General features: G+C 46.8%; 20 protein-coding genes. 10 read left to right on the top strand and 10 right to left on the bottom strand.

Annotated features, from left to right (window positions below; all coding sequences use genetic code 11):
* The first annotated feature begins 19 nt into the window (after positions 1-19).
* Positions 20-520, top strand: coding sequence for a hypothetical protein (locus MKY95_RS06170; protein ID WP_076319030.1), 501 nt, complete (start codon positions 20-22; stop codon positions 518-520).
* Between the two features lie 34 nt (positions 521-554).
* On the opposite strand, the gene MKY95_RS06165 is transcribed toward MKY95_RS06170, so the two are convergent.
* Positions 555-986, bottom strand: coding sequence for an Lrp/AsnC family transcriptional regulator (locus MKY95_RS06165; protein ID WP_076319029.1), 432 nt, complete (start codon positions 984-986; stop codon positions 555-557).
* A 131-nt stretch (positions 987-1,117) separates the two neighbouring features.
* Between MKY95_RS06165 and MKY95_RS06160 the strand changes: the two genes are divergently transcribed.
* On the top strand, positions 1,118-1,870 hold the full coding sequence (locus tag MKY95_RS06160) for an MBL fold metallo-hydrolase (protein ID WP_076327347.1): 753 nt from the start codon (positions 1,118-1,120) through the stop codon (positions 1,868-1,870).
* Between the two features lie 530 nt (positions 1,871-2,400).
* Here the strand turns inward: MKY95_RS06160 and MKY95_RS06155 are convergent.
* On the bottom strand, positions 2,401-3,906 hold the full coding sequence (locus MKY95_RS06155) for an alpha-N-arabinofuranosidase (protein WP_076319027.1): 1,506 nt from the start codon (positions 3,904-3,906) through the stop codon (positions 2,401-2,403).
* A gap of 179 nt (positions 3,907-4,085) precedes the next feature.
* On the opposite strand from MKY95_RS06155, the gene MKY95_RS06150 reads away from it, so the two are divergent.
* A complete protein-coding gene (locus MKY95_RS06150; protein ID WP_082218994.1) occupies positions 4,086-4,994 on the top strand; it encodes an ArsR family transcriptional regulator in 909 nt (302 codons plus the stop codon).
* Between the two features lie 120 nt (positions 4,995-5,114).
* On the opposite strand, the gene MKY95_RS06145 is transcribed toward MKY95_RS06150, so the two are convergent.
* The 5 genes from MKY95_RS06145 to MKY95_RS06125 all read right to left on the bottom strand — a co-directional run bounded on the left by MKY95_RS06145 (position 5,115) and on the right by MKY95_RS06125 (position 15,630).
* Positions 5,115-5,909, bottom strand: a complete 795-nt coding sequence (locus MKY95_RS06145) for an SH3 domain-containing C40 family peptidase (RefSeq protein ID WP_047841902.1) — start codon at positions 5,907-5,909, stop codon at positions 5,115-5,117.
* Between the two features lie 526 nt (positions 5,910-6,435).
* Positions 6,436-9,711 carry a glycoside hydrolase family 48 protein gene (locus MKY95_RS06140; RefSeq protein ID WP_076327348.1) on the bottom strand — a complete coding sequence of 1,092 codons (3,276 nt, stop codon included), beginning with the start codon at positions 9,709-9,711 and terminating at the stop codon, positions 6,436-6,438.
* An 88-nt stretch (positions 9,712-9,799) separates the two neighbouring features.
* The gene (locus MKY95_RS06135; RefSeq protein ID WP_083677336.1) at positions 9,800-12,793 is read right to left on the bottom strand and encodes a glycoside hydrolase family 9 protein; all 2,994 of its coding nucleotides are present in this window, start codon (positions 12,791-12,793) and stop codon (positions 9,800-9,802) included.
* A gap of 341 nt (positions 12,794-13,134) precedes the next feature.
* On the bottom strand, positions 13,135-14,871 hold the full coding sequence (locus MKY95_RS06130) for a methyl-accepting chemotaxis protein (RefSeq protein ID WP_083677324.1): 1,737 nt from the start codon (positions 14,869-14,871) through the stop codon (positions 13,135-13,137).
* A gap of 207 nt (positions 14,872-15,078) precedes the next feature.
* Positions 15,079-15,630, bottom strand: a complete 552-nt coding sequence (locus MKY95_RS06125; RefSeq protein ID WP_076327350.1) for an undecaprenyl-diphosphatase — start codon at positions 15,628-15,630, stop codon at positions 15,079-15,081.
* A gap of 184 nt (positions 15,631-15,814) precedes the next feature.
* On the opposite strand from MKY95_RS06125, the gene MKY95_RS06120 reads away from it, so the two are divergent.
* Entirely contained in the window at positions 15,815-16,810 is a 996-nt protein-coding gene (locus MKY95_RS06120) for an LCP family protein (RefSeq protein WP_339197619.1), read from the top strand.
* A 139-nt stretch (positions 16,811-16,949) separates the two neighbouring features.
* Positions 16,950-18,203, top strand: a complete 1,254-nt coding sequence (locus MKY95_RS06115) for an acyltransferase (protein WP_339197615.1) — start codon at positions 16,950-16,952, stop codon at positions 18,201-18,203.
* 37 nt (positions 18,204-18,240) lie between these two features.
* Here the strand turns inward: MKY95_RS06115 and MKY95_RS06110 are convergent, their stop codons facing one another.
* Positions 18,241-18,978 (bottom strand): hypothetical protein, encoded by a 738-nt coding sequence (locus MKY95_RS06110; RefSeq protein ID WP_339197612.1) that lies wholly within the window; start codon positions 18,976-18,978, stop codon positions 18,241-18,243.
* A gap of 407 nt (positions 18,979-19,385) precedes the next feature.
* Between MKY95_RS06110 and MKY95_RS06105 the strand changes: the two genes are divergently transcribed.
* Complete coding sequence (locus tag MKY95_RS06105; RefSeq protein WP_339197609.1) at positions 19,386-20,333, top strand: hypothetical protein; 948 nt, start codon at positions 19,386-19,388, stop codon at positions 20,331-20,333.
* 36 nt (positions 20,334-20,369) lie between these two features.
* Positions 20,370-20,630: an NHLP leader peptide family RiPP precursor gene (locus MKY95_RS06100; protein WP_339197607.1), complete on the top strand. Its 261-nt coding sequence runs from the start codon at positions 20,370-20,372 to the stop codon at positions 20,628-20,630.
* A gap of 77 nt (positions 20,631-20,707) precedes the next feature.
* Here MKY95_RS06100 and MKY95_RS06095 read toward each other — a convergent pair whose 3' ends face one another.
* The gene (locus MKY95_RS06095; RefSeq protein WP_339197604.1) at positions 20,708-22,606 is read right to left on the bottom strand and encodes a HAMP domain-containing sensor histidine kinase; all 1,899 of its coding nucleotides are present in this window, start codon (positions 22,604-22,606) and stop codon (positions 20,708-20,710) included.
* Positions 22,607-22,759: 153 nt separating this feature from the next.
* On the bottom strand, positions 22,760-23,041 hold the full coding sequence (locus MKY95_RS06090) for a hypothetical protein (RefSeq protein ID WP_036611533.1): 282 nt from the start codon (positions 23,039-23,041) through the stop codon (positions 22,760-22,762).
* A gap of 144 nt (positions 23,042-23,185) precedes the next feature.
* Here MKY95_RS06090 and MKY95_RS06085 point away from each other — a divergent pair, with 144 nt between their 5' ends.
* From MKY95_RS06085 to MKY95_RS06075, 3 genes are all read left to right on the top strand, one after another.
* Positions 23,186-23,347, top strand: a complete 162-nt coding sequence (locus MKY95_RS06085) for a hypothetical protein (protein ID WP_017690239.1) — start codon at positions 23,186-23,188, stop codon at positions 23,345-23,347.
* Positions 23,348-23,468: 121 nt separating this feature from the next.
* Positions 23,469-23,840 (top strand): hypothetical protein, encoded by a 372-nt coding sequence (locus tag MKY95_RS06080; protein ID WP_036611534.1) that lies wholly within the window; start codon positions 23,469-23,471, stop codon positions 23,838-23,840.
* Positions 23,841-23,879: 39 nt separating this feature from the next.
* A complete protein-coding gene (locus tag MKY95_RS06075; RefSeq protein WP_036611535.1) occupies positions 23,880-24,071 on the top strand; it encodes a hypothetical protein in 192 nt (63 codons plus the stop codon).
* Positions 24,072-24,157: the final 86 nt, after the last annotated feature.

Here is a 24,157-nt window from a genome sequence, read left to right as displayed (position 1 = left end):
TTAATTAGGAGGAACATCTATGCAACAACCCGAAACACCCAAGCGTGACCATCAGCAGATTCGTTACCAACGCAGCACAGCTCTATGGAAAGGAAGTTTATGCTTCCTGTTCCTTCTCTTATGCGTGAGCTTATTATGGATCATCGTGGACGGACAAGCCGAAAGACTGGAGACGATATACTATTCCATCGCAGCCGTGCTGGGTATGTGGTTGATCGGACCGCTATTCTTCATGTTTGTGTCACGACTAACCAGAACCCCTCCCGTGTTGTTATCCTGGGATGATGATGCGTTGAGCACGGGCAAACGGAAGATTCCATGGAGCCAGATTCGCAAAGTCGAACTCGCCTCACCTGCCCGCAGCAAGCGGCTCCTGTCTGCTTCTCCCATGTTTGTCCTGTACTTAAAGGACGGCACACGGTCTCATATTCAGACAGATCATCTGCTGAGCAAAAAAGAGCTGAACCAGGCTGTGACTTTGCTTCAGGAGACTTTGCAGGAACAGCAGCAGGATCGTTGAGTACCGGGATGGATGAGGGCAAGTTCCCCACATATCACTGTGATTTCTCTATACCTATAGACAGGCTGACTTTGTAATTGCCGTAAGGTAACAACGCTTCAAGCAGTTGGCCAAGCTGCTCTGTGGTGCCAGTCTGCACTCTCATCAAATAACAGCCTTCTCCGCTGACACGATGGACTTCAACGATGTCCTTACGATCAGCATTGAATGTACGAAAGGCGGCATGTCTGTCGCCGGAGTTCAAGAAAACTGTGACAAAGGCCTGTAGGCCGAGGCCAAGGCGTTCCGGGTTCCATTTTACCGTGTACCCTTCGATTACACCCAGATCTTGCAGCTTGCGCACTCTTGCACCAACGGCCTGTCCTGTGAGATGAACCTCTTCACCGATCTCTTTGTGAGAACGTTTGGCATCCTGAATCAGAATCTGCAAAATACGTATATCCGTGTCATCTATCATTTCATTCATCTTGCTTCAGCAATCCTTTCACGGTGAAATTAGCGTGGCCTAATTCCATTCATCATGTTATGTACGCCATTAAACGGGTTGTATACCATATAGGGTAATACTATTAAACAACTCGAAGGAGTGCAAATATAATGAAAATTCAATTGATTCGCAATGCTACACTGTGGCTGGAATACGGAGGGCTGAACATTCTCGTTGATCCGATGTTGATGGACGCTGAAATCATGCCTGCATTCCCGAACACACCCAATGAGTTACGTAATCCAAGAGTGAGTTTGCCCGAAACCGAAACGGATTATCTGAATCCGGATCTGTTGATTGTGACACACACCCATGTGGACCACTGGGATGAAGCCGCGGCGAAACAACTTGGCAAAGACATTCCCCTGATCTGCCAGCCTGGGGATGAGAATGTATTTCTAGGTGCCGGATTCACGAATGTAACAGCTGTAGATGAAAAACATGAGCATCACTCTGTCCGATTCGCCCGTACATCCGGGCATCATGGCACAGGTGAAATCGGTGAACGTATGGGCAAGGTGTCCGGCTTCGTACTTGAAGCAGACGGTGAACCTGTCACCTATATCGCTGGAGATACCATCTGGTGTGAAGAACCTGCTGAGGCCATCCGCCAATATACGCCTGAAGTTATTGTCGTGAATGCCGGAGGTGCACGCTTCGTGGAGGGTGATCCCATTACAATGGATGGGCCTGACGTTGTCGCCGTGAAGCACCATGCGCCATCTGCTCATGTCATCGCTGTGCACATGGATGCGATTAACCATTGTGTGATGTCTCGTACGGATCTTGCGACTTATCTGGCATCCGAGCAGTTGGATGGTCAGGTGCTCATCCCACGTGACGGTGAAAGTTTTGAGTTTTAAATTTTGAAGCGGAAGCTACGCTGAATCAAAGCGGAAGAGAAATAACCTTTTCACACAGGTGGGTGGATTGTAACGAACTCAGCACACGCTATTAGTCTGTTTTCAGCTAATCTGATATTCTAACGAATCCTAGACACATTATTTCCGCTCTGGGCATGCTTTTCCCGAGATTTATCTGTCTTTTTGCTAAGATAACGTGTCTCCGATTCGTTAAATTTTTACTATAATGATAGTCGGCACAATTAGGTGTCCCAGGTTCGTTGGCGCGTATGCGTATGGCAGGACCATGTAATTCATTTCAACACACGCCATTACCTAACTTATATGCTACCTTGTCTGCCACTTCATTACTCATGCCTCCCATGCATTCCTTTTCCCTATAAAATACAACGAAAAAAAGCTGGATGCGATGAACTCGCACCCAGCCTTTTTGATTGAAAGAACACGCTAATCCGCTGTTCGCTGGCTTCCCTCTCGGGCATCATGCCTGCCACTGCGCTCTCACATGTCCCATCCCTTTATGCTATCCATTACTGCACTTTCAAACGGATTACGTTCCATGATGCTTTTGCCAAGCTCGCCGTAATCAGAGTATCAGATACAACTGCACCCCCGCGATTATGAGGAGCAACGCGGTTTGGTTGTGCTGCCGTATTAGATGCTTTGAGATCATCACTCTCGAGCACGATATGCTCGATCACGGTACACTTCCCGAAGCTGCGCAGGTCCACTTCGAGCGGAAGGGATTCTTCCAGATGACGGTTGACTGCAAATACAGTCACTTCACCCTGCTCTTCATTATGAACCGCAATAGCTTCCAGATAAGGAACATCTGTGATTTGTTTTGTATCGTATTTTGGAGACTGGATCAATGGCACCAATGCTGTTCCACGTCCGAAGAGAGATGTATGCATGAATGGATAGAAGATTGTCTGTCTCCATGAACCACCGCTCGTATCTGTCATGATCGGCGCAATCACGTTAACCAGTTGTGCCAGACAAGCCATTTTAACCCGATCCGCATGTTTGAGCATACTGATCAACATACAGCCAACAAGCAGTGCATCCTCATGATTGTAGATATCCTCAAGCTGTGGCGGAGCAATCTGCCAAGGGTCCATCTTCGAATCATTTTCATTGGAGTGATACCATACATTCCACTCATCAAAGGACAGATACATCGTCTTTTTGCTGCGTTTCTTCGCTTTGATATAATCACAAGTCGCCTTCACGGTATCGATAAAACGATCCATTTCAAGCGAGCGTGCCAGGAACGTTGGTGTATCTTGCTCTTGATTGCCGTAGTATTGATGCAAGGACAGATACTCCACGTGATCATACGTATGATCCAGCACCGTTGCTTCCCATTCCGGGAACGATGGCATATTCAGATTCGAACTTCCGCAGGCTACCAGCTCAATCGTCGGGTCCGTCCACTTCATGACTTTTGCCGCTTCAACGGCTAACCGTCCATACTCATCTGCCGTTTTGTGACCAATCTGCCAAGGACCATCCATCTCGTTGCCCAGACACCATGTTTTGATCGCATGTGGTTGCTTGTATCCATGCTTGATGCGAAGATCACTATAATACGAACCTTCCGGATGGTTGCTGTATTCCACAATGTTGCGAGCTGCATCCGTACCCCGTGTTCCCAGATTAACGGCCATCATGACTTCAGAATTAGCCTGTTTTGCCCAGTCCACGAATTCGTTGAAGCCAAATTCATTGGTCTCAATCGTTCTCCAGGCCAGTTCCAGTCTGCGTTTGCGTTCTGACACAGGTCCAACCGAATCTTCCCAATTGTAACCGGATACAAAATTACCTCCAGGATAACGTACAATCGGTACATTCAACTCTTTGACCATCTCCAGCACATCCGTGCGGAAACCCTGTTCATTCGCTGATGGATGCCCCGGCTCGTAAATCCCGCCATAGACGGCACGTCCCAGATGCTCAATAAATGATCCGTACAAGCGCTTATCCACTACACCAATAGTAAAATCTTTATCTACCGTCATTTTTGCTTTTTCCATAATGAATTTCAACTCCCTAAGATTAATATAAAAATTAATTGATATTCTATGGATCAACGTTCATATTTATATTAAAATCGATTATAGCCTTAATTTCAACATGAATTTTGCAAAATGTTATTCTTTTTACTGAATTTATGTTTAACTTAATTCTATACAGATAAAATGGAGGAACAACTGTGATCAGAGCAAATACCGATGCCGAATGGCTACCCCTATATGAAGCACTTGCCAGTGAAGTCCGTCTACAGATCATCCGCCTTGTTGCAGAGACCCCGATGAATGTGAAAGACCTTGCTGCTTCACTGGGTCTGAGTAGTGCCATCGTGACCATGCATGTCCGCAAACTTCAGGATGTTGGCATTATTCAGTCCAAAATGATACGCAAAGACGGCGGCACACATAAAATGAACAGCCTTGCTGTAGACTGGATTGGCATCTCCATGCCGCAGGAAAGTGGGACAGCCCGCAAGCTTCACGAGGTTTCCGTCCCTGTGGGACACTACACCCACTTTGACGTCTATCCGACATGTGGTCTGGCTACATCCAATCATGTTATCGGACAGTATGATGACCCTCGTTATTTTCTCGACCCCGAGCGGATGCATGCGCATATTCTGTGGTTTGGCCGTGGATTTGTGGAGTACAAAATTCCAAACTATATTTTATCCGGACAACAGATCAATGCGATTGAATTGTCCCTTGAGATCGGATCAGAAGCACCTTCGGTTAATCCGAATTGGCCCTCGGATATTACATTCATGCTGAATGGCATCCGATTGGGGGAATGGACAAGTCCTGGAGATTCAGGCAACGGACGTGGCATGTTCACCCCTGAATGGTGGAGTGACAGTGTCAATCAGTACGGCATGCTCAAGGTACTGCGAATTACCAATGAGGGTACGTTTATTGATGGACAACATCTATCCGACATTACACTCGCAGATATCCCGGTCGAACGCAACCAATGGACTCTTCGTCTTTCGGTGGAGGAAGATGCTCAGCATGTGGGCGGGCTTACCTTATATGGCGAGGGATTCGGCAACTACAATCAGGATATCCTGTTCCGGCTGTACTATCACGATTGAGTTCTTCAAAATAATCAATAACACCAAAACACCTCCCAGTTCCCTGTCAAAGGCAGAATGGGAGGTGTTTTGCATGCATATGAACATGCGTAGATTATTTAAGAAAGTTCTTGTTCTAACTTACAGCGCACTGCCACCAAACAGGAAGCGATACTCCCAGTGTTTGCCGGAGATATCACTAGTTGTTACACCACCGCCAGCGTTGGAATACGTATGTAATACCTTGCCGTTGCCCAGGTAAATCCCTGTGTGCGTAATGGTTGCGCTAGATTTATTCACGCCCGAATACGATGATGCAGAGCTGCCTTTATACGACATGAAATACATCAGATCGCCGCGTTTCAGGTTTTTCCAGTTCGTCTGAACTGTACCCTTGGCTTTTACATAGTCTCCCTGTTTGCGGGAATCCGCTGGAAGCTTGATGCCCAGTGCATCAATGAAGGCCTGGCGTACAAAGCTGGAACAGTCAAAAGTAGCTGTGCTGTTACGACTGGCTCCGAACTCATAAGGTGTTCCCAAATATTTCATTCCCGCTGCAATCACTTTTTCTACAGATGCATTGCCGGTCACCGATGTACCACTATTCGAACCCGATCCGCTTGTGCCGCCACTAATCGCTTGTGTGTATTTGGATGAAGAAGATATGTAGCCTGTCCGGTTAGCAGAATCCTTAATCTTATACCAATCCGAACCGGATTGCTGAAGCACCGTTACCGTTTCCCCTTTAGCGACCAAGCGAACAATCTTCGCAGAAGAAGAAGGTGTTGTGCGTAAGTTTACGCCCCAAATTACTTTTACTTGTGAATTGTTAACAGCAGCTGCCGATACCTGTGCCGTTAGTGCTCCTGTCGTCAGACTTCCCATCAGCATCGTTGCTGTGACACTTGCCGTAATAATCGTTTTTTTCCAGTTCATGATGTCGAGTTCCCCCTGATGTTACAGAATTTTAACCTGGCTTGGTTCTCCCGGGCTTGCCCCATTGTAAACGGGCTATCCATAACGTTCATCAGTCGAAAGTCCTGTATTGATATAGGCGAACTTGAGCACTAAGTATCAGGGTGTGTCCATAATCTACTGGAAAAATTCACTGCTGATCCCTTCTTTTTGAAAGGTTAAATTATTGTAACTATTTGATATACTTCATTTTACCGCGATAAAAGAGTTAGGTCGTTTCTCATTCAGGGCATATGCCAAATGGCCTAGATTTTAATGTTTAAAATCGCAAATATGGTAAACATTACTATGATTCATTTGCCGATTACCGTTCACCGAATTCACATTTTTGCCTCCAGACTCAATATGGATCGATTTATCAGCAGTGTCCGGTGATTATTTCGAATTTCATTTTTGCACTCCATAAAAAAAAGAAAAGCCAGGGATTCCTCCCCGGCTTAACCTGTATGATGAGTAACATCACTCTACAATCGGTCGATCAACTCATTTAAGGTTCAATTCCCCATACCTTGGCGCCATCCTGATAAGCCGTCACTTTTGTCCAGGCACTGAAGGCCGATTGGGTAGAATCAAAGGAATAATCATTCGTTTGATCAAAATTCGTCCAGTTGTTTTTCGAGAAACGTCCCTGGATGATTCCGGTTTCGGCACCCGCGGCCAAACTGCCGGCACCCGCTTTGAATTCAATCTCCAGATACGTATCTGCTGTGCCCTTGGCCGGATCTATTGAAACAAAATGCCCTTCCACGTTACCACTGCCAATCTGCGCATAATCACACCAGAAGCTCAGATCAGCGGCACTATCCTTGGTGAAATAATACCGGACCTTCACTTTGCTCAAGTCCACAGCAGTTGTACCAGTATTCTTCACATTAAATTGCGGAGTAATCGCATTGACCGAAGCCCCTGAACTACCATTACGGTATTGTACTTCAAGCGTTCCCGTTGTAACTGGAGGTACCAATGGGGTCAACACCAATACATTTGAATTCGTCTGACCACTCGTATTAATGGCTACGACTCTATAATTATAAGCCGTACCATTCACCGCTGTAGCGTCGGTATACGTCAGTGCGGTCAAACCTGTTGCCAGATCAGCATACGCCCCGCTGCCTACCGAACGTTGTACCTTATAACTCGCTGCTCCAGTTGATGCAGTCCATGTCAGTACCGCCTGGGCATTGCCAGCCGTTCCAGTAAGGTTGAATACGCCTGGCACAACGGTACCTGCGAGTGGTGTTGCAGATGCCTGTGTCGACGGTGCAGACTCACCTACGGCATTCACCGCAGTGATGACATAATAATACGTTGTGCCGTTGGTCAAGCCTATATCCGTGAATGTCGATCCTGTGACCCCTGTCGCTACAGACGTATAAGGACCACCATTCACTTCTGCACGTTTCACGTTATACGAGGCTGCACCAGCGGCTGCGTTCCAATTCAGAACCACTTGCTCACTTCCTCCAGTTGCTGTTACGCCAGCAGGAGCAGCGGGTACTTCCACTTCCGGACTATCCGAATCTCCGAGGAGACGATCATACTCGCCGTACGCTGTAGCCATATCCACCTGTGACCAGAACCGGTGATACGTAAAGGTAGGTGCACCATTTTCCCACTGTTTCGTGGTTGTGTTATATGACGTTTTGTACAGATTATCCAGGTATGCCCATGCCGGATCTTGCTTGATGGCCGGACGCAAGTCGGAGTATCCAATGTATACGCCATTGCCACCTTTTGCCGGATCTGAAGGTACACCTGCTGTACCTGGAATCGTATTGCCTTGACCAAAGGTTCCAGACCAGTTCGCCGGGATGTAGATCTCTTTGGCAAAGAAGCGGAAGTAGTCTTTACGTTCTTCTTCCGTAACAATCCCCACACCATCATTGTAATCCCAAGCTGTATCCAACAGAGCCTCAGCCAGATCCTTGGCTTCTTGGCCTTCCGCACTAAGTGTACCGTTCTCTGCCTGAGTTCCCGCTGCGAAAAAGGTCAGAGCTTTAACGTAACTTCCCAGAACCCCTGTATCCTGCACTGGATCTTTGGTCGTTACACGGAAGTTCGGATTTTCCGTAAACGAACTGAATCCATTCCATTTGTCCGGTTGACCCTGCCATTCCTGACCACCCGGAATCCAGAACTCTCCCGGAGCCGGCGTTGTTGCTACCTGAACATTAGTTCCACCCAAAATGCGCTGTCCAGTCGCATTCAGATAATAGCCTTGCGCATCCGTCACCGGACGCTCACCTACAAATACATAATCCTTACTCCAGTCGATCCACTTCGTGATTACCTTCTTGGCCATCTGGAAGTTCTCAGAGGTCAAATCCCCGCTCTCCGCAAGAATATAGTACATCTCGGCTACACGCTCCAGCGGCCATGCCTGGAATCCAAACCAGGTGTTGGAATCCGGATCACGATATACAGGTGCCTCCTGATAAGCCATGTCATAGAATGTACTTACGCCTGCCGGATAGGCTTTATATGAACCATCCAAACTGTTCGTTGCTCCCCCGCCGATGGCTCCTTCATGGGATTGTAGCCAAGTGTAGAATTCCAACTGACGTTTCAACGTCGCATTCCAATCTGCCTTCGCTGTAGCTGATTCCGGAATCAAGCCGCCAGCCGGGTCAGACAAGGCATACGCTGCAACCGGGTTTTGATAAGCCTGATGGGTATGGCTCGCTCCAATGCGCCAAGCCCAATCCCCACCTTGACCCAAGCCACCTCCCCAAGACGTATACCAAGCCATGAGATACATGTTGGAATCCTTGCCTGTACCCGGAGTTGGTGTACCGCTCTTTGCACTTCCAATTTTCTGGAAGTATTTATCATACATGCCATAGCGCAGATAGTCCCCCATCTTCTTCGCTTTATCCAGATATTCCGGATTGTTGTATCCCATCTCCTTCGCCCAATACAGCACCTGTACAGCACGCGCATCGGCATCCGTTGCGTTAGTGTAACGCCATTGCGCTGACGGTACTTGATTTTCCTTTGTGAACAAGCTCATGAAGCCTTCGTTTGCCTTACCAAAAGATTTATCATCCTGAGATGGATGCGGAATGGCTTCCCACACAGACTCCTGCTCCCCACGCTGGAACGTGTTCACATAGGTAGCCGTATGTGATGGATTCAACAGGTTTCCATATCCATACCAGTCATCCACATCGACCAGCCAGTGCATGAGATAGGTCTGGTTGTCACCATAAGTCGCCTTAAGTTCAGCATCAATCGGGTCTTTACCCGCTGCATATTGACCATTAAGTGGCGATGGATATTGATCAGGAAAAGGTTTTTCCGCTGCATACGTAGCAGGGCTGTTCGGGTTGTATGAGCTCATCGTAGGCTGCTCTTCCTTGCCGTCACCTTCGTTGACCGGGATAATGTATTTCTCCATACTGTCCCAAGCTGCTTCCAGTTGGGACCAGTCTCCCGTGTAGTGACCATACATGGTTTCCAACCACAGCCAGTAACTGTATGCCTCTGACGTCGTCATATGACCATAATCCGGTGCCTCACTCAGCAGGGTCTCAATGGAATGATACGGCAGACCCTCTGGCGAAAAATATCCGTTCGCCGGATCTTTCAACTGATCATATAATTGCAAAAACCGAACTTCATTAATGCTGTCTGCCTGAATCTCGATGGCCTGATCTGCGGCATGCGCTGTTTGCGGCCCTGCCCAGAGTCCGGTGTATCCGGTCAACATGACGGTTCCCGCCAGCATGGCTGTTAAACTTTTTTTCGCAGCTGATTTCAACATTAATATATACCTCCCTGGAATAGTGGAAATTGAATATAAGTGCTGTTGGTCTGCCCATGCTGCTATTCGGCCAATGATCTTGAGCTAGTTACGGTTCCAAGCCCCATACTTTGGTGTTTCCCTGATACCCGGTTACCTTGTTCCATGCGGCAAAAGCCGTCTTGGAAGCATCATAGGAATAATCATTACTTAGATCGAAATTGCTCCAGTTATTTTTGGAAAAGCGTGCTTGAATCACGCCGGTCTCTGCTCCAGCGGCCAAACTGCCTGCTCCAGGCTTGAAGCTAATCTCCAGATACGTATCTGCGGTACCCTTCGCCGGATTCACTGCGACAAATGTACCTTCAACATTGGCCGTGCCCATCTCGGCATAATCACACCAGAAGGTCATTTGATCGGCACCATCCTTGGTGAAATAATATCGGATCTTCACGGTACTGAGATCAATCGCCTGTGTTCCGGTATTCTTCACGTTGAACTGCGGAGTCACCGCATTACTTGAATTCCCGGACCCTCCGCTGCGGTACTGCACTTCGAGTGTACCGGTGGTCACCGGAGGTGCAGAAGGCGTCAATGCCAGGACATTGGACAGTGTCTGTCCGTTCGCATTCACGGCTGCAATCCGGTAATTGTACGTGGTACCATTCAGTGCTGTTGTATCGGTGTAAGTCAGCACAGACAATCCAGTTGCCACATCTGCATATGTCCCGCCTGCCACCGAACGTTGTACCTTATAGCTAGTAGCGCCCGAGGCTGCTGTCCAAGTCAGGACCGACTGCGCATTGCCAGCTGTCCCACTTAAAGTCAGTGCTCCCGGCACCGTCGAAGCTGCTTGCGGGGTAGCCGACACCTGCACAGAACCCGATGATTCCCCTGCTGAATTCACAGCAGACACTACATAATAATAAGCCGTCCCGTTGGTCAGTCCCGTGTTTGTGTAGGTCAATCCATTAACCCCTGTCGCAACAGTTGTATATGGTCCTCCACTCACCTCGGAACGCTTCACCGTATACGATTCGGCCCCGGATACAGCGGCCCAGGTCAGGTTAACCTGACTGCTTCCCGCTACAGCCTGCACGCCAGCAGGTGCGCCTGGAACCGTGACTGGTGTAACACCAGGCTCCTGTCCATACACCTTCACCCCTGCATCATAGACTGGAAGGTATATGCTCTTCACAGGAGTGCCTGTGGTCAGCGTCTGGAACGAATGATCATTGCTGGCATTCCATGCACCCTGTGGGCCTGTAATGCGGAACTGTACTTCTTTACGATAATTTCCTTCCCCACCTGGATAGATCTTGGTATTACCGAAGTTCGCCGTAATGGCATAGATATGCTGGGCTGCATTCACCACAACTGGTTGGGATACCGTCGCCCCCTCCGTATAGGAAGTTGTCACTTGCACGTCCGATACCGTACGTCCGGCAGCATACACTTCACTCAAATCCAGGAAATACTTAAAAGAAAGTTGATCTCCCATTCGGGCAGGCCAAGCGGAACGATTATTAAGCTGTGCTCTGATTTCCGTATAATTGGCACCTGATGATTTGATCGCAGCCTCCACAAAGAACTCATCTCCCTTCACCTCAGGTGCAGGGAAGTTCGCCAGGGGCTGATGATTCTGACCAAACAGCAAATTCATCTTTGCCAGTGCGCCGGTAAAACCAGCATTGTAATCGGTTGCGACCTCATTACTCACGTAATCCCCGATATCATCGGTATATCCATCCGATGCATCCGGGCCACCGACCATGGCACCATACAGAATGTGGCGATGGTTAGCCGGGAAATCTTCGTTATTCAGCCATGAACTGTGAGCGGTCCGATGATGCGGATGTTGAGGTGCATTTTGCCCATATCCGACCACATAACTGCTCTGACGCGGATTATCGCCCAGAATATAATTCATCTGTGAGACAGCAAAATCCTGATATCTTGACTTTTTCACAGGATCACTGACCCAGTCGGAGTATACAAAAGAAATAAAGGATGCATTCGCTGCATATCGGAGCGATCCCCACTGATCCAGCCACGCCAGACCTCCTGGCGTATACTTGACTCGTGTCCCATTGACTCCAACCGTCCAATAATCCAGATTGCGCTCAGTCGACTGAATAAATCTTGTCGCCTCCAGCATGTTCAAACTGGACGTAATACGGGCAAGCAGAATCTGGGCACCATAATGTTTACTGTCCCAACCTTGTGTCCAGGTATAGGGCCAATTGGCTGAGCCTCCGCTAGAAGACCACCGGTCCGTAGCTGCAATGGCTTTGGACAAGTAAGCGCTATCATTAGTGGCTAAATAAAGCCATGCGCCACCCCATGCCAGCTCGTCTTCGTATCCTGTCCACGAATTATAAAACGCTGCAGCATCAGTGATACAATCGGTGTATTCCCCCCGATATGTATCTGCGAAGTTGTACAGCTCTTTCGCATGTTGGAGCAGTCTTGCCGAATATGCCGGATCATCATCTGCAAATACAATCGATGACGCTGCCAGCGCTGCAGCCGTTTCTGCCGCCAGATCACTGCCCGGGCATGAAGCATCTATCTTGAACGAAGGACGGTTCATCTGCATGACTTCTGCAGGACCCCACCAAGCATGGTCGGTATTGCCTGCCCCCACTTGTCCCCATAATTCATTTGGTTTCGTATGCGCTTTCATAAAGTAGTCGGTCGCCCATCGGATATTATCCTTGATCTCCTCCAGTTGTCCGGCCTGTTCATATCCGTCGCTGTATTCCACGACAGACCAGGCGAGCATCGTTGCGGAAGCAGCCATCGGAAAACCAAACTTTACGTGATCTCCGGCATCATACCATCCTCCGGTCAGATCAACGCCTACATCAGCTCCATCCTGCATGCCCGAATCACCACGCCATTCGACCCGATTACTCGCTGGCAACGGACCCGAACGCTGTGCCTCATAGAAGTAAATGGCCTTTTGCAGTGCTTCAGCATAGTTTTGATTTCCGGCGGCCGCATCCGCCTTACGAATTCCTGTGCCCATCGATAAACTCCCTGCCAGTAGTCCTGCCGATAACGCGATCATAGCGACTCGTCTCCACCAGCTCCCCTTCATGTTCAACTATTCATCTCCTCTTCATCAATATTCCGTATGCATTACTCTGGACTGCAAGTTTATATCGCTCCTCCCCATGGTGTATTTCAGTGTAAGTTCCACCATTAATTACCATTATAACCGTTTGTTTCACCAGCTATATAAGCGTTGGTGACTTCTGAAATAACATTGTTGTGACCTGCTCTGCGTCATGTGACAAAAAAAGCTGTTTCTCTAACGCATATGCGCGTTAGAGAAACAGCTTCTCGCCCTTGTTATCATAAACAGTACAAATCGAATGGCATTCTGACCATCCTGTCAGTATGTTTCTCTACACCTTAGGTATCAGAACATCTCATTGGTTACACTTTGAACTTGTTAATCTGCTCCTGCAGTTCTTCGGCCATTTTGGATAATGAACCCGCGGATGATGCAATCTCTTCCATCGAAGCCAACTGCTGCTGAGTTGCGGCAGATACATTATGAACCCCGCCCGCTGCCTCTCCAGCAATGTTGGAGATTTGACTTACATATCCTACAACCTCAGTTGTACTCGCCGACATTTCCTCTGAACCTGCAGATACTTCCTGGATTTCACCCGCTACTTTGTTGACCGCATCCGAGATCTGCTCGAACGCTTGTCCTGCCGCAGTAACCATCTCGATTCCTGCTTCTGTCTCACTGCTGTTCACTTTCACTGCCTGAACAGCATGATCCGTATCTTTCTGGATCAATTGAACGAGATCCGTAATTCTTTGCGCAGATGTAGAAGATTCCTCAGCCAACTTACGCACTTCTCCCGCAACTACGGCGAAACCACGTCCGTGCTCTCCTGCTCGTGCGGCTTCAATGGCTGCATTCAGTGCAAGCAGATTGGTCTGCCGAGCAATGTTGTTGATTACCTCGGTAATGGTTCCAATCTCTGCTGAACGTTCCCCCAGCCCTGTAACCAATTCAGTCAGCGAAGCAATGGAATTCCGAACAGAACCCATCTGTTCAACCGCTTGCTGAATAATCATATTTCCTTCGGAAGATTGATTCGCCGCATCCACAGCAGATACGGATACACTCTGAGCAAGCTCGGCAATCTGCTCTGATCCGAGAGCCATCTCATTCATCGCCTGTGAAGAGCGCTTCACAATATCAACTTGATCTGACGTGCCCACGGCCAGTTCCTCAACCGTTTCGGAAATCTGTTCCGATGCTTGAGTATTCTGCTCTGCACTTGCAAGAAGCTCTTCCGATGAAGCTGCTACCTGTTCGGAAGTCATCGATACCGATTCAATCATGGAGCGCAAATTGCCACTCATGGTATTGAAGGAAGCCGCGAGCGTTCCCAATTCGTCTTTGTTCTTGAGCACAATCGTCTCACCCGTCAGATCACCATTGGCAATTGCCATGGCCGCTTCATTCATCTTTTTGATTGGACGTGAGATGATGCTTGCAATGAAGAATGCAATGAACACGGCGATCAGGAATGCAAAAATCGTCACGGCCAAAATCACATTAAATGTATTCTCAGCCAACTCGACAGAATCATTCGTTGCTGCATCCGATCCTTTATTCCCAGATTCGATCAGCTTGGCAATCGTGTCGTTAGCTGTATACCACAATGGATAGGCTTCAGTGTGCAGTCTACTTGCTTCTTCATAGTTATTTGCAATACCGAATTCTATGAATGCAGGCATTTTCTCCACATAAGCATCATAATTCGTACTGAAATCATTGTAGAGCTTCATTGCTTCATCATTGCTCTCAATGAACGTTAGCAGCTGTTTACGCTCATCTTCAATCTTCGTGAGGAGCAACTTTAACGCTTCATTCACCTTGACGTTTTCTTCTTCGTCTTGTTCAACGATAATGGCCAGCGCTAACCGCTCTACATCCGAAACATCACCATTCATCATACCCAACAGGCTTACACTCGGCATCCAGGTCTGGTCCACATCATTGGCTTTACCAGACATATTATGGATCTGTATTAACGCATAAACGCTTACAACAATCAACAGAGCCACGACTATGAGAAAACCAGTCAGTAACTTGCCTCGAATCGTTAACTTCAATATCCCCAACTTATTCCCCCGCGTGTCTTCCATGTGTCCCACTCCTCAAAATAATACATATTTATAATATATCGTCACCTATCGTCGTGAATTGTAGATGTTAGAATTCAATTTCTGTAAATTTCATGTAACTTCGAACATAACACAAAAAAAGTCTCCCATCTTTGGCAGAACCAGAGATAAGAGACTTCTTTCAATAAACTAAACTACCAAAACTTCACTAGACATTGCTTTCAAAAGCTAACGAAAAACACGTCGGTGTATATTAATGAAAAAGTCGGGAATCGACTTGGTATAATTGCGGGTTGTAATCAGAACCACACTAAGCAGACTTCCGAGAATGAATCCTCCCAGAATATCTCCTGGATAATGCACACCAACATATACACGCGACACCCCTGTCAACACAGCGAGTAACAACATCCATAACCCGAAGCGACGTCCAATAAAGAATGAAGCAGCCGCCAGAGCAAATACAAAGGAAGCATGTTTACTTGGAAAAGAAGGATCAGGTACATGGGCAACCAGCTGATGCACAGTCCCTTCTACAAAAGGTCTTGGGTGACCGACCGCTGGTGAAATCCCCCATTTGGCCAGAACCAGCGCTACAATGGAAGCCACACAGGCATAGAAAACAATTCGTTGTTTCGATGGATCGCCGAGAAACCATACAACAACGAGCAGTGCGATCATGATCCAAACCGCATACTCGGATGATGTGATCATAAACCAGTCCAGAAACGGTATTTGGTCTGCAAACTGATTAATCCAATTAAATAGTGATTGATTCATAACTGGCTTTTAATACCCCCATTACACAAAACAAGATTATTTTTTACATAATAAATATACACTAACTATTTGTCAAACATTACTCACATTGACCGAAGTTACGAAATCAAAGAGGACATTTTGCTTTCTTTTTGTTAAACTAGTTTGGGTTACATATCAGTTCAATCATAGAAAGGTGAAGATTATGCTTAAAAAATGGTTATGGGGTACAGCCCTGACCTTGGCACTTGCAGTTACAGGTGTCGTTGTCTATTACGGATATTCGATTGTTCATTTTGCCAATAGCATCTCCACGGCTTCCGGGACTTCATCCAACTCGTCCTCTTCCGGCACAGACAACGATTCAGACACACCAACGACAACGATTCCCAGATGGGAGGGCCAGGAACGGGTGAACATTCTGCTCCTTGGTGGAGACTCAAGAGGCGACGATGCAGGACGCTCGGACTCGGTCATGGTCGCTTCCATTGATCCGGTCACCAAGAAAGCCCATCTATTCTCCGTACTGCGTGATACCTATGTAGCCATTCCCGGGCATGGCAAAAGCAGACTTAATGCAGCCTTTTCCTACGGGGGTGCGGAGCTGACTAAACAAACCGTCAGTGATCTGCTCGGTATTCCCATTCAGCATTATGTCTACACAGACTTTACAGGTTTCATGGCACTTGTTGATGCGGTAGGCGGCATTGAGATCGATGTGGAGAAAGACATGTATTACACCAGTAAAGCAGATAAACATATGTACGACATTGACTTGAAAAAAGGATTGCAGCATATGGACGGCAAAACCGCTCTGCAATATGTTCGGTTCCGGCATGATGCCACCTCGGATTTCACGCGCACCGAACGGCAGCGGATCTTCATGACCGAGCTGGCCAAGAAAATGCAGAGCACCACGTCGCTTTTCAAAATCCCGGATATCCTGGAAGCGATCGCTCCCTATATTGAGACAGACCTCAGTCCAACTCAGATGTTAAAACTCGCATCACTTGGCTTCGATATCCACGTGAACGATATTGATCAGCAGCAGATTCCACCGAACAAACTACTCACCAATGAACTGGTCGGCTCAGCTCAGGTACTGGGTGTTGATGTGACCAAACTCCAGTCCTACATTCAGAAACTGTTTGAAGAAGATGCCGCGTCCTCAGAGACTCTATCATCAGAGGAACAGAACTAAAACAAGCATGAGATATATCAATAGAAAAGACGGCCAAAGCCGTCTTTTTTAGTACCTATTTTCTCCATTTAATGCAGCCTTAATGTTTAACAGGTACCCTTATATGATGAACTCCGGTTCCTGGAGGGAGGATTACAATGTGAAAAAACCGCGAATAACGGAATGGACCGAACTGCGGGGCATTGCCTTTCTGGCAATCGTCATGCAGCATAGTATCGCTGAGTATATCTATCGCGCTGATATTGAACAACCGGATTCCATTATGCTGACCATGATTTATCATCTGACCCGATTTGGTACGCCAACGTTTGTATTTCTATCGGGTGTAATGTTGTTTTACCATCATCGTAACACCAAACCGGATTACCCTCGCTTCATTCGAAAGCGATTTGGCGATATCTATATGCCGTTTGTCGTATGGACACTGATCTACTGGCTTTCTGTCCGTATCTTCACCCCCGCGTTCTGGCGTGCAGGCATACCGGATTTTCGCAGTCTGATTCGTGAACTGTTTATACCACAGACGGGATATCATCTCTGGTTTGTCATTATGGTGTTTCAGTTCTATATTCTGTTCCCCCTGTTCTGGACAGGAGCAAAAACCATTCAGAGACGTATCCAGAACACCTCACGTTTCACGCCCATGCAAGTCATTATCGGACTAATTCTCTTTGCGGCAGCACTATATGCCCTGCTTATGCAATGGTCCTACTATAATATGGGGGGCTGGACAGAATCCATGTCTGAGCCTTGGTCAACGTTGCTGCAATATCGCTCCTATTCATGGGTGATGTACTGGTTTTACTTTTTACTGGGTGCCGTATGTGCCTGGTCAGTGGATAGCTGGAGGAGTTGGACCACGAAGATCCTGCCATGGACGATCTGTCTGTTTATAGGGATGTATATATGGCTTGGTTACGATGTGCTGCGTGGGTCAGGGGATGTTGTGAATCTGAATATCTCTACCTATCTGAAACCAACCACATTCCTGATCATTATGGCTCAGATGTTTATGATGTATGGTTTCCTTGTACTAATGCGGGGCAAAGATACACGGTTTCAGCGCCTCTTAGCCTGGATTGGCCGTTATTCATTTGGTGGATATCTGGTTCATGCACTGGTGATCTACGCGATCGCTTATGTAACCAGACCGCTTCATCTCAGTGGATGGCATCTGCCTGTAACGTTGCTATCGTTCCTTGTAACAGTTGGGATTGCTCTTGCAATCAGTTGGACGCTATCCAAGCTTCCTGGCTCACGTTTCACCGTAGGGTTAATGCGTAAACCACGTTCTATACCTAATTCATCAGCTGCTGTGGATAAAAGAAATTCACTTGAGCGAACTCCGTCACCCGGCCCAACTCGCAGTACGGGAACGAGTGAGCCATTTTGAAATAAAGAAGAGCGTCCCCTCATGGAGACGCTCTTCTTTATTTCACTTCGCTCGAAGTTGATCGTCCAGGAACAGGTTCCTGGGGACCCGGGGCTGGATGCACGTTGCCCTTCTGATTCACAAATCTCTTCAGATCACCCGTTAATTGTTCCTTCAGCTTGTCCACCAGCTGCGTTTCGCTAATGCCTTTTGCCTGAGCAATCTCAGCCAGGGATTTCCCTCCCTGAAGCTGCTCGTGCAGTTGAGCAGGGGTGACTCCAATAAACCGGGCAATTTCACCTTTATCTACCATGGAACGTTTGCCATGGTGGGCAAATTCACGCCGCAAATCACGCAGCGGGGTATTGATGACCTTTTTCAACTTTGTATCCATGTCTGCCTTCGTGGCTGCAGCTTGTTCCTTGGTGAGACAACCTTCTTCTACAGCTTGATCCAAACGCTGTGCCAGTGTAGGCTTCAACTTCTGCAATAACTGCTCCTCACTAAGTCCCTTACGCTCTTTCGCAATCTGGGACAACGTCTTGCCAAGTTCCATCTGTTCTTTCAGATCCCGGAGTCCAATCCCTAGCAAGTCTGCCGTCTCACCAATCATAAACAGACCGTGTCCTGCCTGCATGCATGGCTTCGCTGGTTTGCCGGAGGAAGAAGCTTTTGACGCATCGACATGTTCCTCAGCCCGAACCGTTGAATCAGCGAATGCTACATGTCCTGTTGCTGCTGTTATAACTACGGCTACCAATCCGGCTGCCATCCATGTTTTCCATTTCAAATTCATTTTTCTGCCGCCTTTCCGATGTCGAAATCCTGTGCCTTCCTAGTTTGAGCCTAAAATCCACTTTTTTATGCCATAAAATACAAAAAGTCATCATTTTTCTCACAATTGATCACAAAAAATCCTATTTTTTTCAGTTTATTTCCGCTATACTAAGTGTAACTTCATGATCTATATCAGTTGAACTACATATTATTTACACTGACACTACGCTGACAGAACAACCTTCCAATCGCTGTTATCCCCAGATTTTTTGATTATTTCCCTTTAGGGAAAATCCGGTGATAAAGGCGAACGCTTCGCTTTTTCAGGTTTTTTCTGTCCTCTCCGTTATCGTGTAAATGATTATTTCAACTAATATAGTTGAACAGTCCTGGATTACCTTATCGTAGGAAGGACGATATGTAACAATGCGGAAAGATTGGTTAGATCCGTTTAGATCCGATCTGGAGGTCGTGTTTGCTTCAGCGGAGCAACTCGTACGGGAATATCCCGAACCCTTGTCAGGACATGCATTAGAGCAGCTTCGTTCGGTTAATCCGCTGTTACGAGATTCGGGACACAGCTACATCGGGTACATCACTCCACTTTGGATGCAACACTCAGATAAACTACCCCCAGAGAAAGCACACCAATTAAGTACAGCCTGTCTCATTCACATGTTATATTTTTTGAATCAGGACGACGTGATGGATGAACAACCGGAGAATGCCACATTGAAGTTATCCCTGGGTAATCTTTATTACATGGATGCACTTCAATCTTACGCGGTATTATTCAATCCTTCCTCCACGTTCTGGGTCTATTTCAGACAATATGTAGTGGATTGGGCCGTGAGTGTTACGGGTGAGCATTCCATTGATTATTTCCAACAGAATCCCTTGTTGATTGCGCAAAAGGCTGCCCCTCTCCTCATTGGAGCTACTGGTGCACTGCTTCTGCTGAATCAGTCCGACCGGATCATCCCGGTGTGTTCTACCATCAACATCACACTCATGACACTCCAGATGACCGATGACTTCACAGACACGCAACAAGATGCTGTGCATGGAAACTACAACAGCTACCTCTCCCACATATCCGCAGCACTGAATCACAACTATCCAGTTCATCCTCTAAGCGAACGTATACATGACAATGTATACAATACACAACTCATGAACTCTTACGTAGACATTGCTTATCACTATAATCGTACACTAACATCGTCTAACTTAGGAAAATCGCATCTTGAGGCGTTTAATTCTTATTTATGCAGCACTTTAGTACAAGCTGTTCAGGACATTACACAACGGAAGAAACAGCTCCTCCAAGGTGGGTTTCATCACTGGATTAGCGAGCAACAATTGGGATTCTGAGCATAAAGACTAAGCTGATTCAGTTTAATTTTAAATATGAAGGGAATGTTGACGATGATGGTATCAGAGAAAACGTTGCATGAGGATATTATTGAAAAGGCTTGGACTGACGAGCACTTCAGACAACAATTGCACTCCAATCCGAAGCAGGCGCTTCGTGAAGCGTTCGGCATCGTAATTCCGGAGAACATTCAGGTACGCACTGTTGAGGAGCAGCAGAATGACTATGTGCTTGTCATACCTCCCAACCCTTCCAAAGTAAATTATGATGTGAATTGTGGGCCTTGGAGAAGTTAATTCGGGTGAGCTAATCTTGTAGTGTAAGAAATTAGGGGTAGGAACAAAAAAAGCCGCTGTATCCTTCTGTGAGTTCGTCAATCGACGAACTCGACAAAAGATACAACCGCTTCTGTTCCTACCCCTTTGGTGCTTGTAAAGCTGATCTGTCCTTGCATCGCTTCAACAATTCGGAATGTCACCATCATGCCGAGGCCCGTGCCTTTGATTTTATTGGAGAAATAAGGCTCGCCCAACCGGGAGAGTGCTTCCTCGTCCATTCCTTCTCCGTTATCCCTGACATGCACCTTAATCATTCCATCCTGCTTGTACGCCCAGATATCAATCTGGCCTTGTCCATGCAGAGCTTCAATACTGTTCTTGATAATATTGATAAAAGCCTGCTTGAACTTCGAGGAATTGCCTCGAATATATAGATCTGGCGGAATGTCGGTGGTGATTTTACCACCTTCCAGATTAGCCATCGGTACAAGAATGCCTTCAATATGATTGAACTCATCCGAGATATTGAGCGAGATAATATGGTCAAACTCAGGTTTGGCAAAGGTAAGAAAATCCGTTATGATGCCCGAAGCCCGATCAAGTTCTTCCAGTGCAATTCGCACGTACCCCTTGTTTTTGTTGTCTTCCTGTTCCGTCATAAGTTGCAAGAACCCTCTTGTCACCTGAAGTGGATTACGTACTTCATGGGCAACGGAAGCGGCCAATTCACTAATAATCTCCATCTTTTCTGATCGCTGCAACTCATTGTTGAACAGCTCCAGTTCCTTGGAATACTCTAGAACTTTAGTATGTTTTTCGGCAAAGCGACTTCCGAGAATGGCAATCAACGAGATCACAAATGCAACCATGGACCATTTCCACCATAACAGATGATACGTCCCACTCCGCTGATAATACCACAACAGTTCAGCCACACTGATCAAGGCAAATGTACCGAATCCCGTTGCAAGCAGCATAGCTTCCCGATTTCGTTGCAGCGCTTTGGCGATGGTACCAACCAACAGGATTGTCAGCAGAATGACCAGCACAATGCCAACCACACGCTGTACGAGCAGATTGTAGAGGATCTCCCATTGCCCACCTGAAGTCACATAGATAAATAGAGAGAACACAGCGATAACTGAATATATGAATAGTATTTTTCGCAGTTTGGTGAAGATTCCATGCAGTCCTGGCCCGATTATCTGTTCAAAAAAATAACATAGCGCTGGCATACCCAGCAGCATCGCCAGATCAAAGACTACGGAATACAGGTCACCATATACCTGATAGAACGTATACAAAAATTGCGAGTACGTGATGATCATCGTGCCGATGGAACCCATCACAATGCATAGCGAGATCCATAATCCCTTATGGAATTTGCCAAGGAAGAACGTACAACTCAGCATCGTAATCGCTGTGAACACAAAGGTCGCGCCCAAAATTACATCAATAAGTCCGTTATGAATATATTTCTCCTGTAACGCGGCATAAGGTCCAACCTGAACAGTACCTTGTATCCCCAGACGGCCTTTTTCATTTTGCGACCATACATAGAGCGTGTCACCTGAATTTTCGCTGGATAAGGGCAGCAACACAGCATTATTATCATAATTGTAATGATAATTCTCGTAGACCTTGCGGTCTTCCAGATAAACAACAATATGATTGCCTTTAACGTTCTCAAATCGAATGGCTGAACTTTCCTCACTCAACTCAGGAATGGTCAGGCGAGTCCATAGAGAATTCGATCGATCCGTATTGCTATACTCTAATTTATCGCTGCCCTGCTTTTCCCATATCTCGTCTGCTCCCTTAACCTCACTGATGAACCCTTGATCGTCAACGTTCCCCCATTTTACTTCCCATCCTGTAATGGATACAGGTTGCTGAACCGCTCCTGTAGTTGCAAAGACTATCCCATGTGGCATGCCTAGAATAATCAATACACTCATCCATAAGATGACGATAGCTTTGGGCACATTTTTCATTCACAGCACCTCAAAGTTCTAATTTTCCCTATCTTAGATTCTCTCATTTATCATTCGCCACCGTTTGTCACGTCACCTTCTTGAGATAAAATGAAATTTCACATTTAAGTCGATTTATAGTCTTATTTCCATTTTATTGTTAAAGTTATTCAATTAATCACGCAGGTCTTCGAACTGGTTCACTATCATTTCCCGTTCTTTCTGTTCAACTTGACTGCGAAATTCAAGCCACTGCTCTGTCTCCTCATCATCATAGATGGTCCATATGTCGGAAAAAAGGAAATCCCGTAACTGGACAACTTGCCCGGACCATATACCGCCTACCCAAAACAAACCATCCGGACGACGGATGACGGTACGGGAGAACCCGGGTGTGGACGCCTTTTGCCCGATACGGATGCGTGTGATCATATTACCCAGTGTATACCAGTCCACATGAATCCCTCCCTTACATATTCAAGCTTCATCATAACATAGGCAAAACAGGAAAAGCTGTAAAAACGGTGGCTGCGATTCAATCCTTTGCTCCGGGTGTAATGGTTTCTCAAAGCAAACAAACACGCTAAGGAGATGATTACAATGAATGAGCCCCATCGTACGGTTGAGGTAGAACATAAGGATGTTCAGCATAAATCGGATTCAAGTATGGTCGCTTCCACATTTATTAAATATGCCGCATATATCATTATCTTTTTCGGATTTTTATACTTCTTGGTTAAATATGTATTCCCCAAATTCTAAGGCATTCATATCGTAGTGAACACCCGGAGATAATAACCTGTGCAAGATTACAACACTAGCGCTTTGGGTAACTACGGGTAAGAAGCATTTGGACAACCGACAATGAAAGGAAGTGTTACTCATGTCTGACAAACCAATTAGTAACGAAGAGAGCGACCGCTATTATGACCGTTATCAGAGGTCCCGCGATATTCCGCCAGAGACGGAAGTCCCGGAAGGCGATATGGATACCTTTGATGAAGTTTCCGGCAGACGGATTGTAACGGAAGATTCGGATCTGGCACCCGTAGCCGCAACCGCTGTGGATGAGCCGGAATTGGATTCACGTTTGGCAGAGACACCGCTGGAATCTGTACCGGATGCAGATCTTCTGCAACCAAACAGTCCGGTTGATCCTGCTGCACCCGATCCGGATGCGCTGCATGGTACCGACTTGCTTAATGGTGCTGGTGCAGATGCCAAACCAGAGAACGACATTCCACCGCGACATTAACAGCTGTTATGACATCCTGAATGAGGAGGTGCATACACGATGAAGGAAGATCGCCAAAAGCATGTGCATGAACCGGATAATCTCGTGACCGAACGGGATATTGACCCGGACTTCGGACTGTTCACTGAGGACTCCTTTCCCGAAGCACTTGAGGATGAGGATCAACGTGATGCGGTCGAGCATGCCATTCCCAAAGAGAAGGCTTCTCGTAAGCCCTCTTCGGATGACTAACTTATATAGATCCGTAGTAGACTTAAAAAAGATGACGTCTGTAATTTCAGAGGCCACTGAAAAACTTACGATTTTAATTTGTTAAG

Origin of the sequence: Paenibacillus sp. FSL P4-0176, assembly GCF_037975265.1 — a bacterium.
Lineage (GTDB): Bacteria > Bacillota > Bacilli > Paenibacillales > Paenibacillaceae > Paenibacillus > Paenibacillus amylolyticus.
Note: the sequence above shows the minus strand (reverse complement) of the source record. Positions and strands in the feature narration are given on the sequence as shown.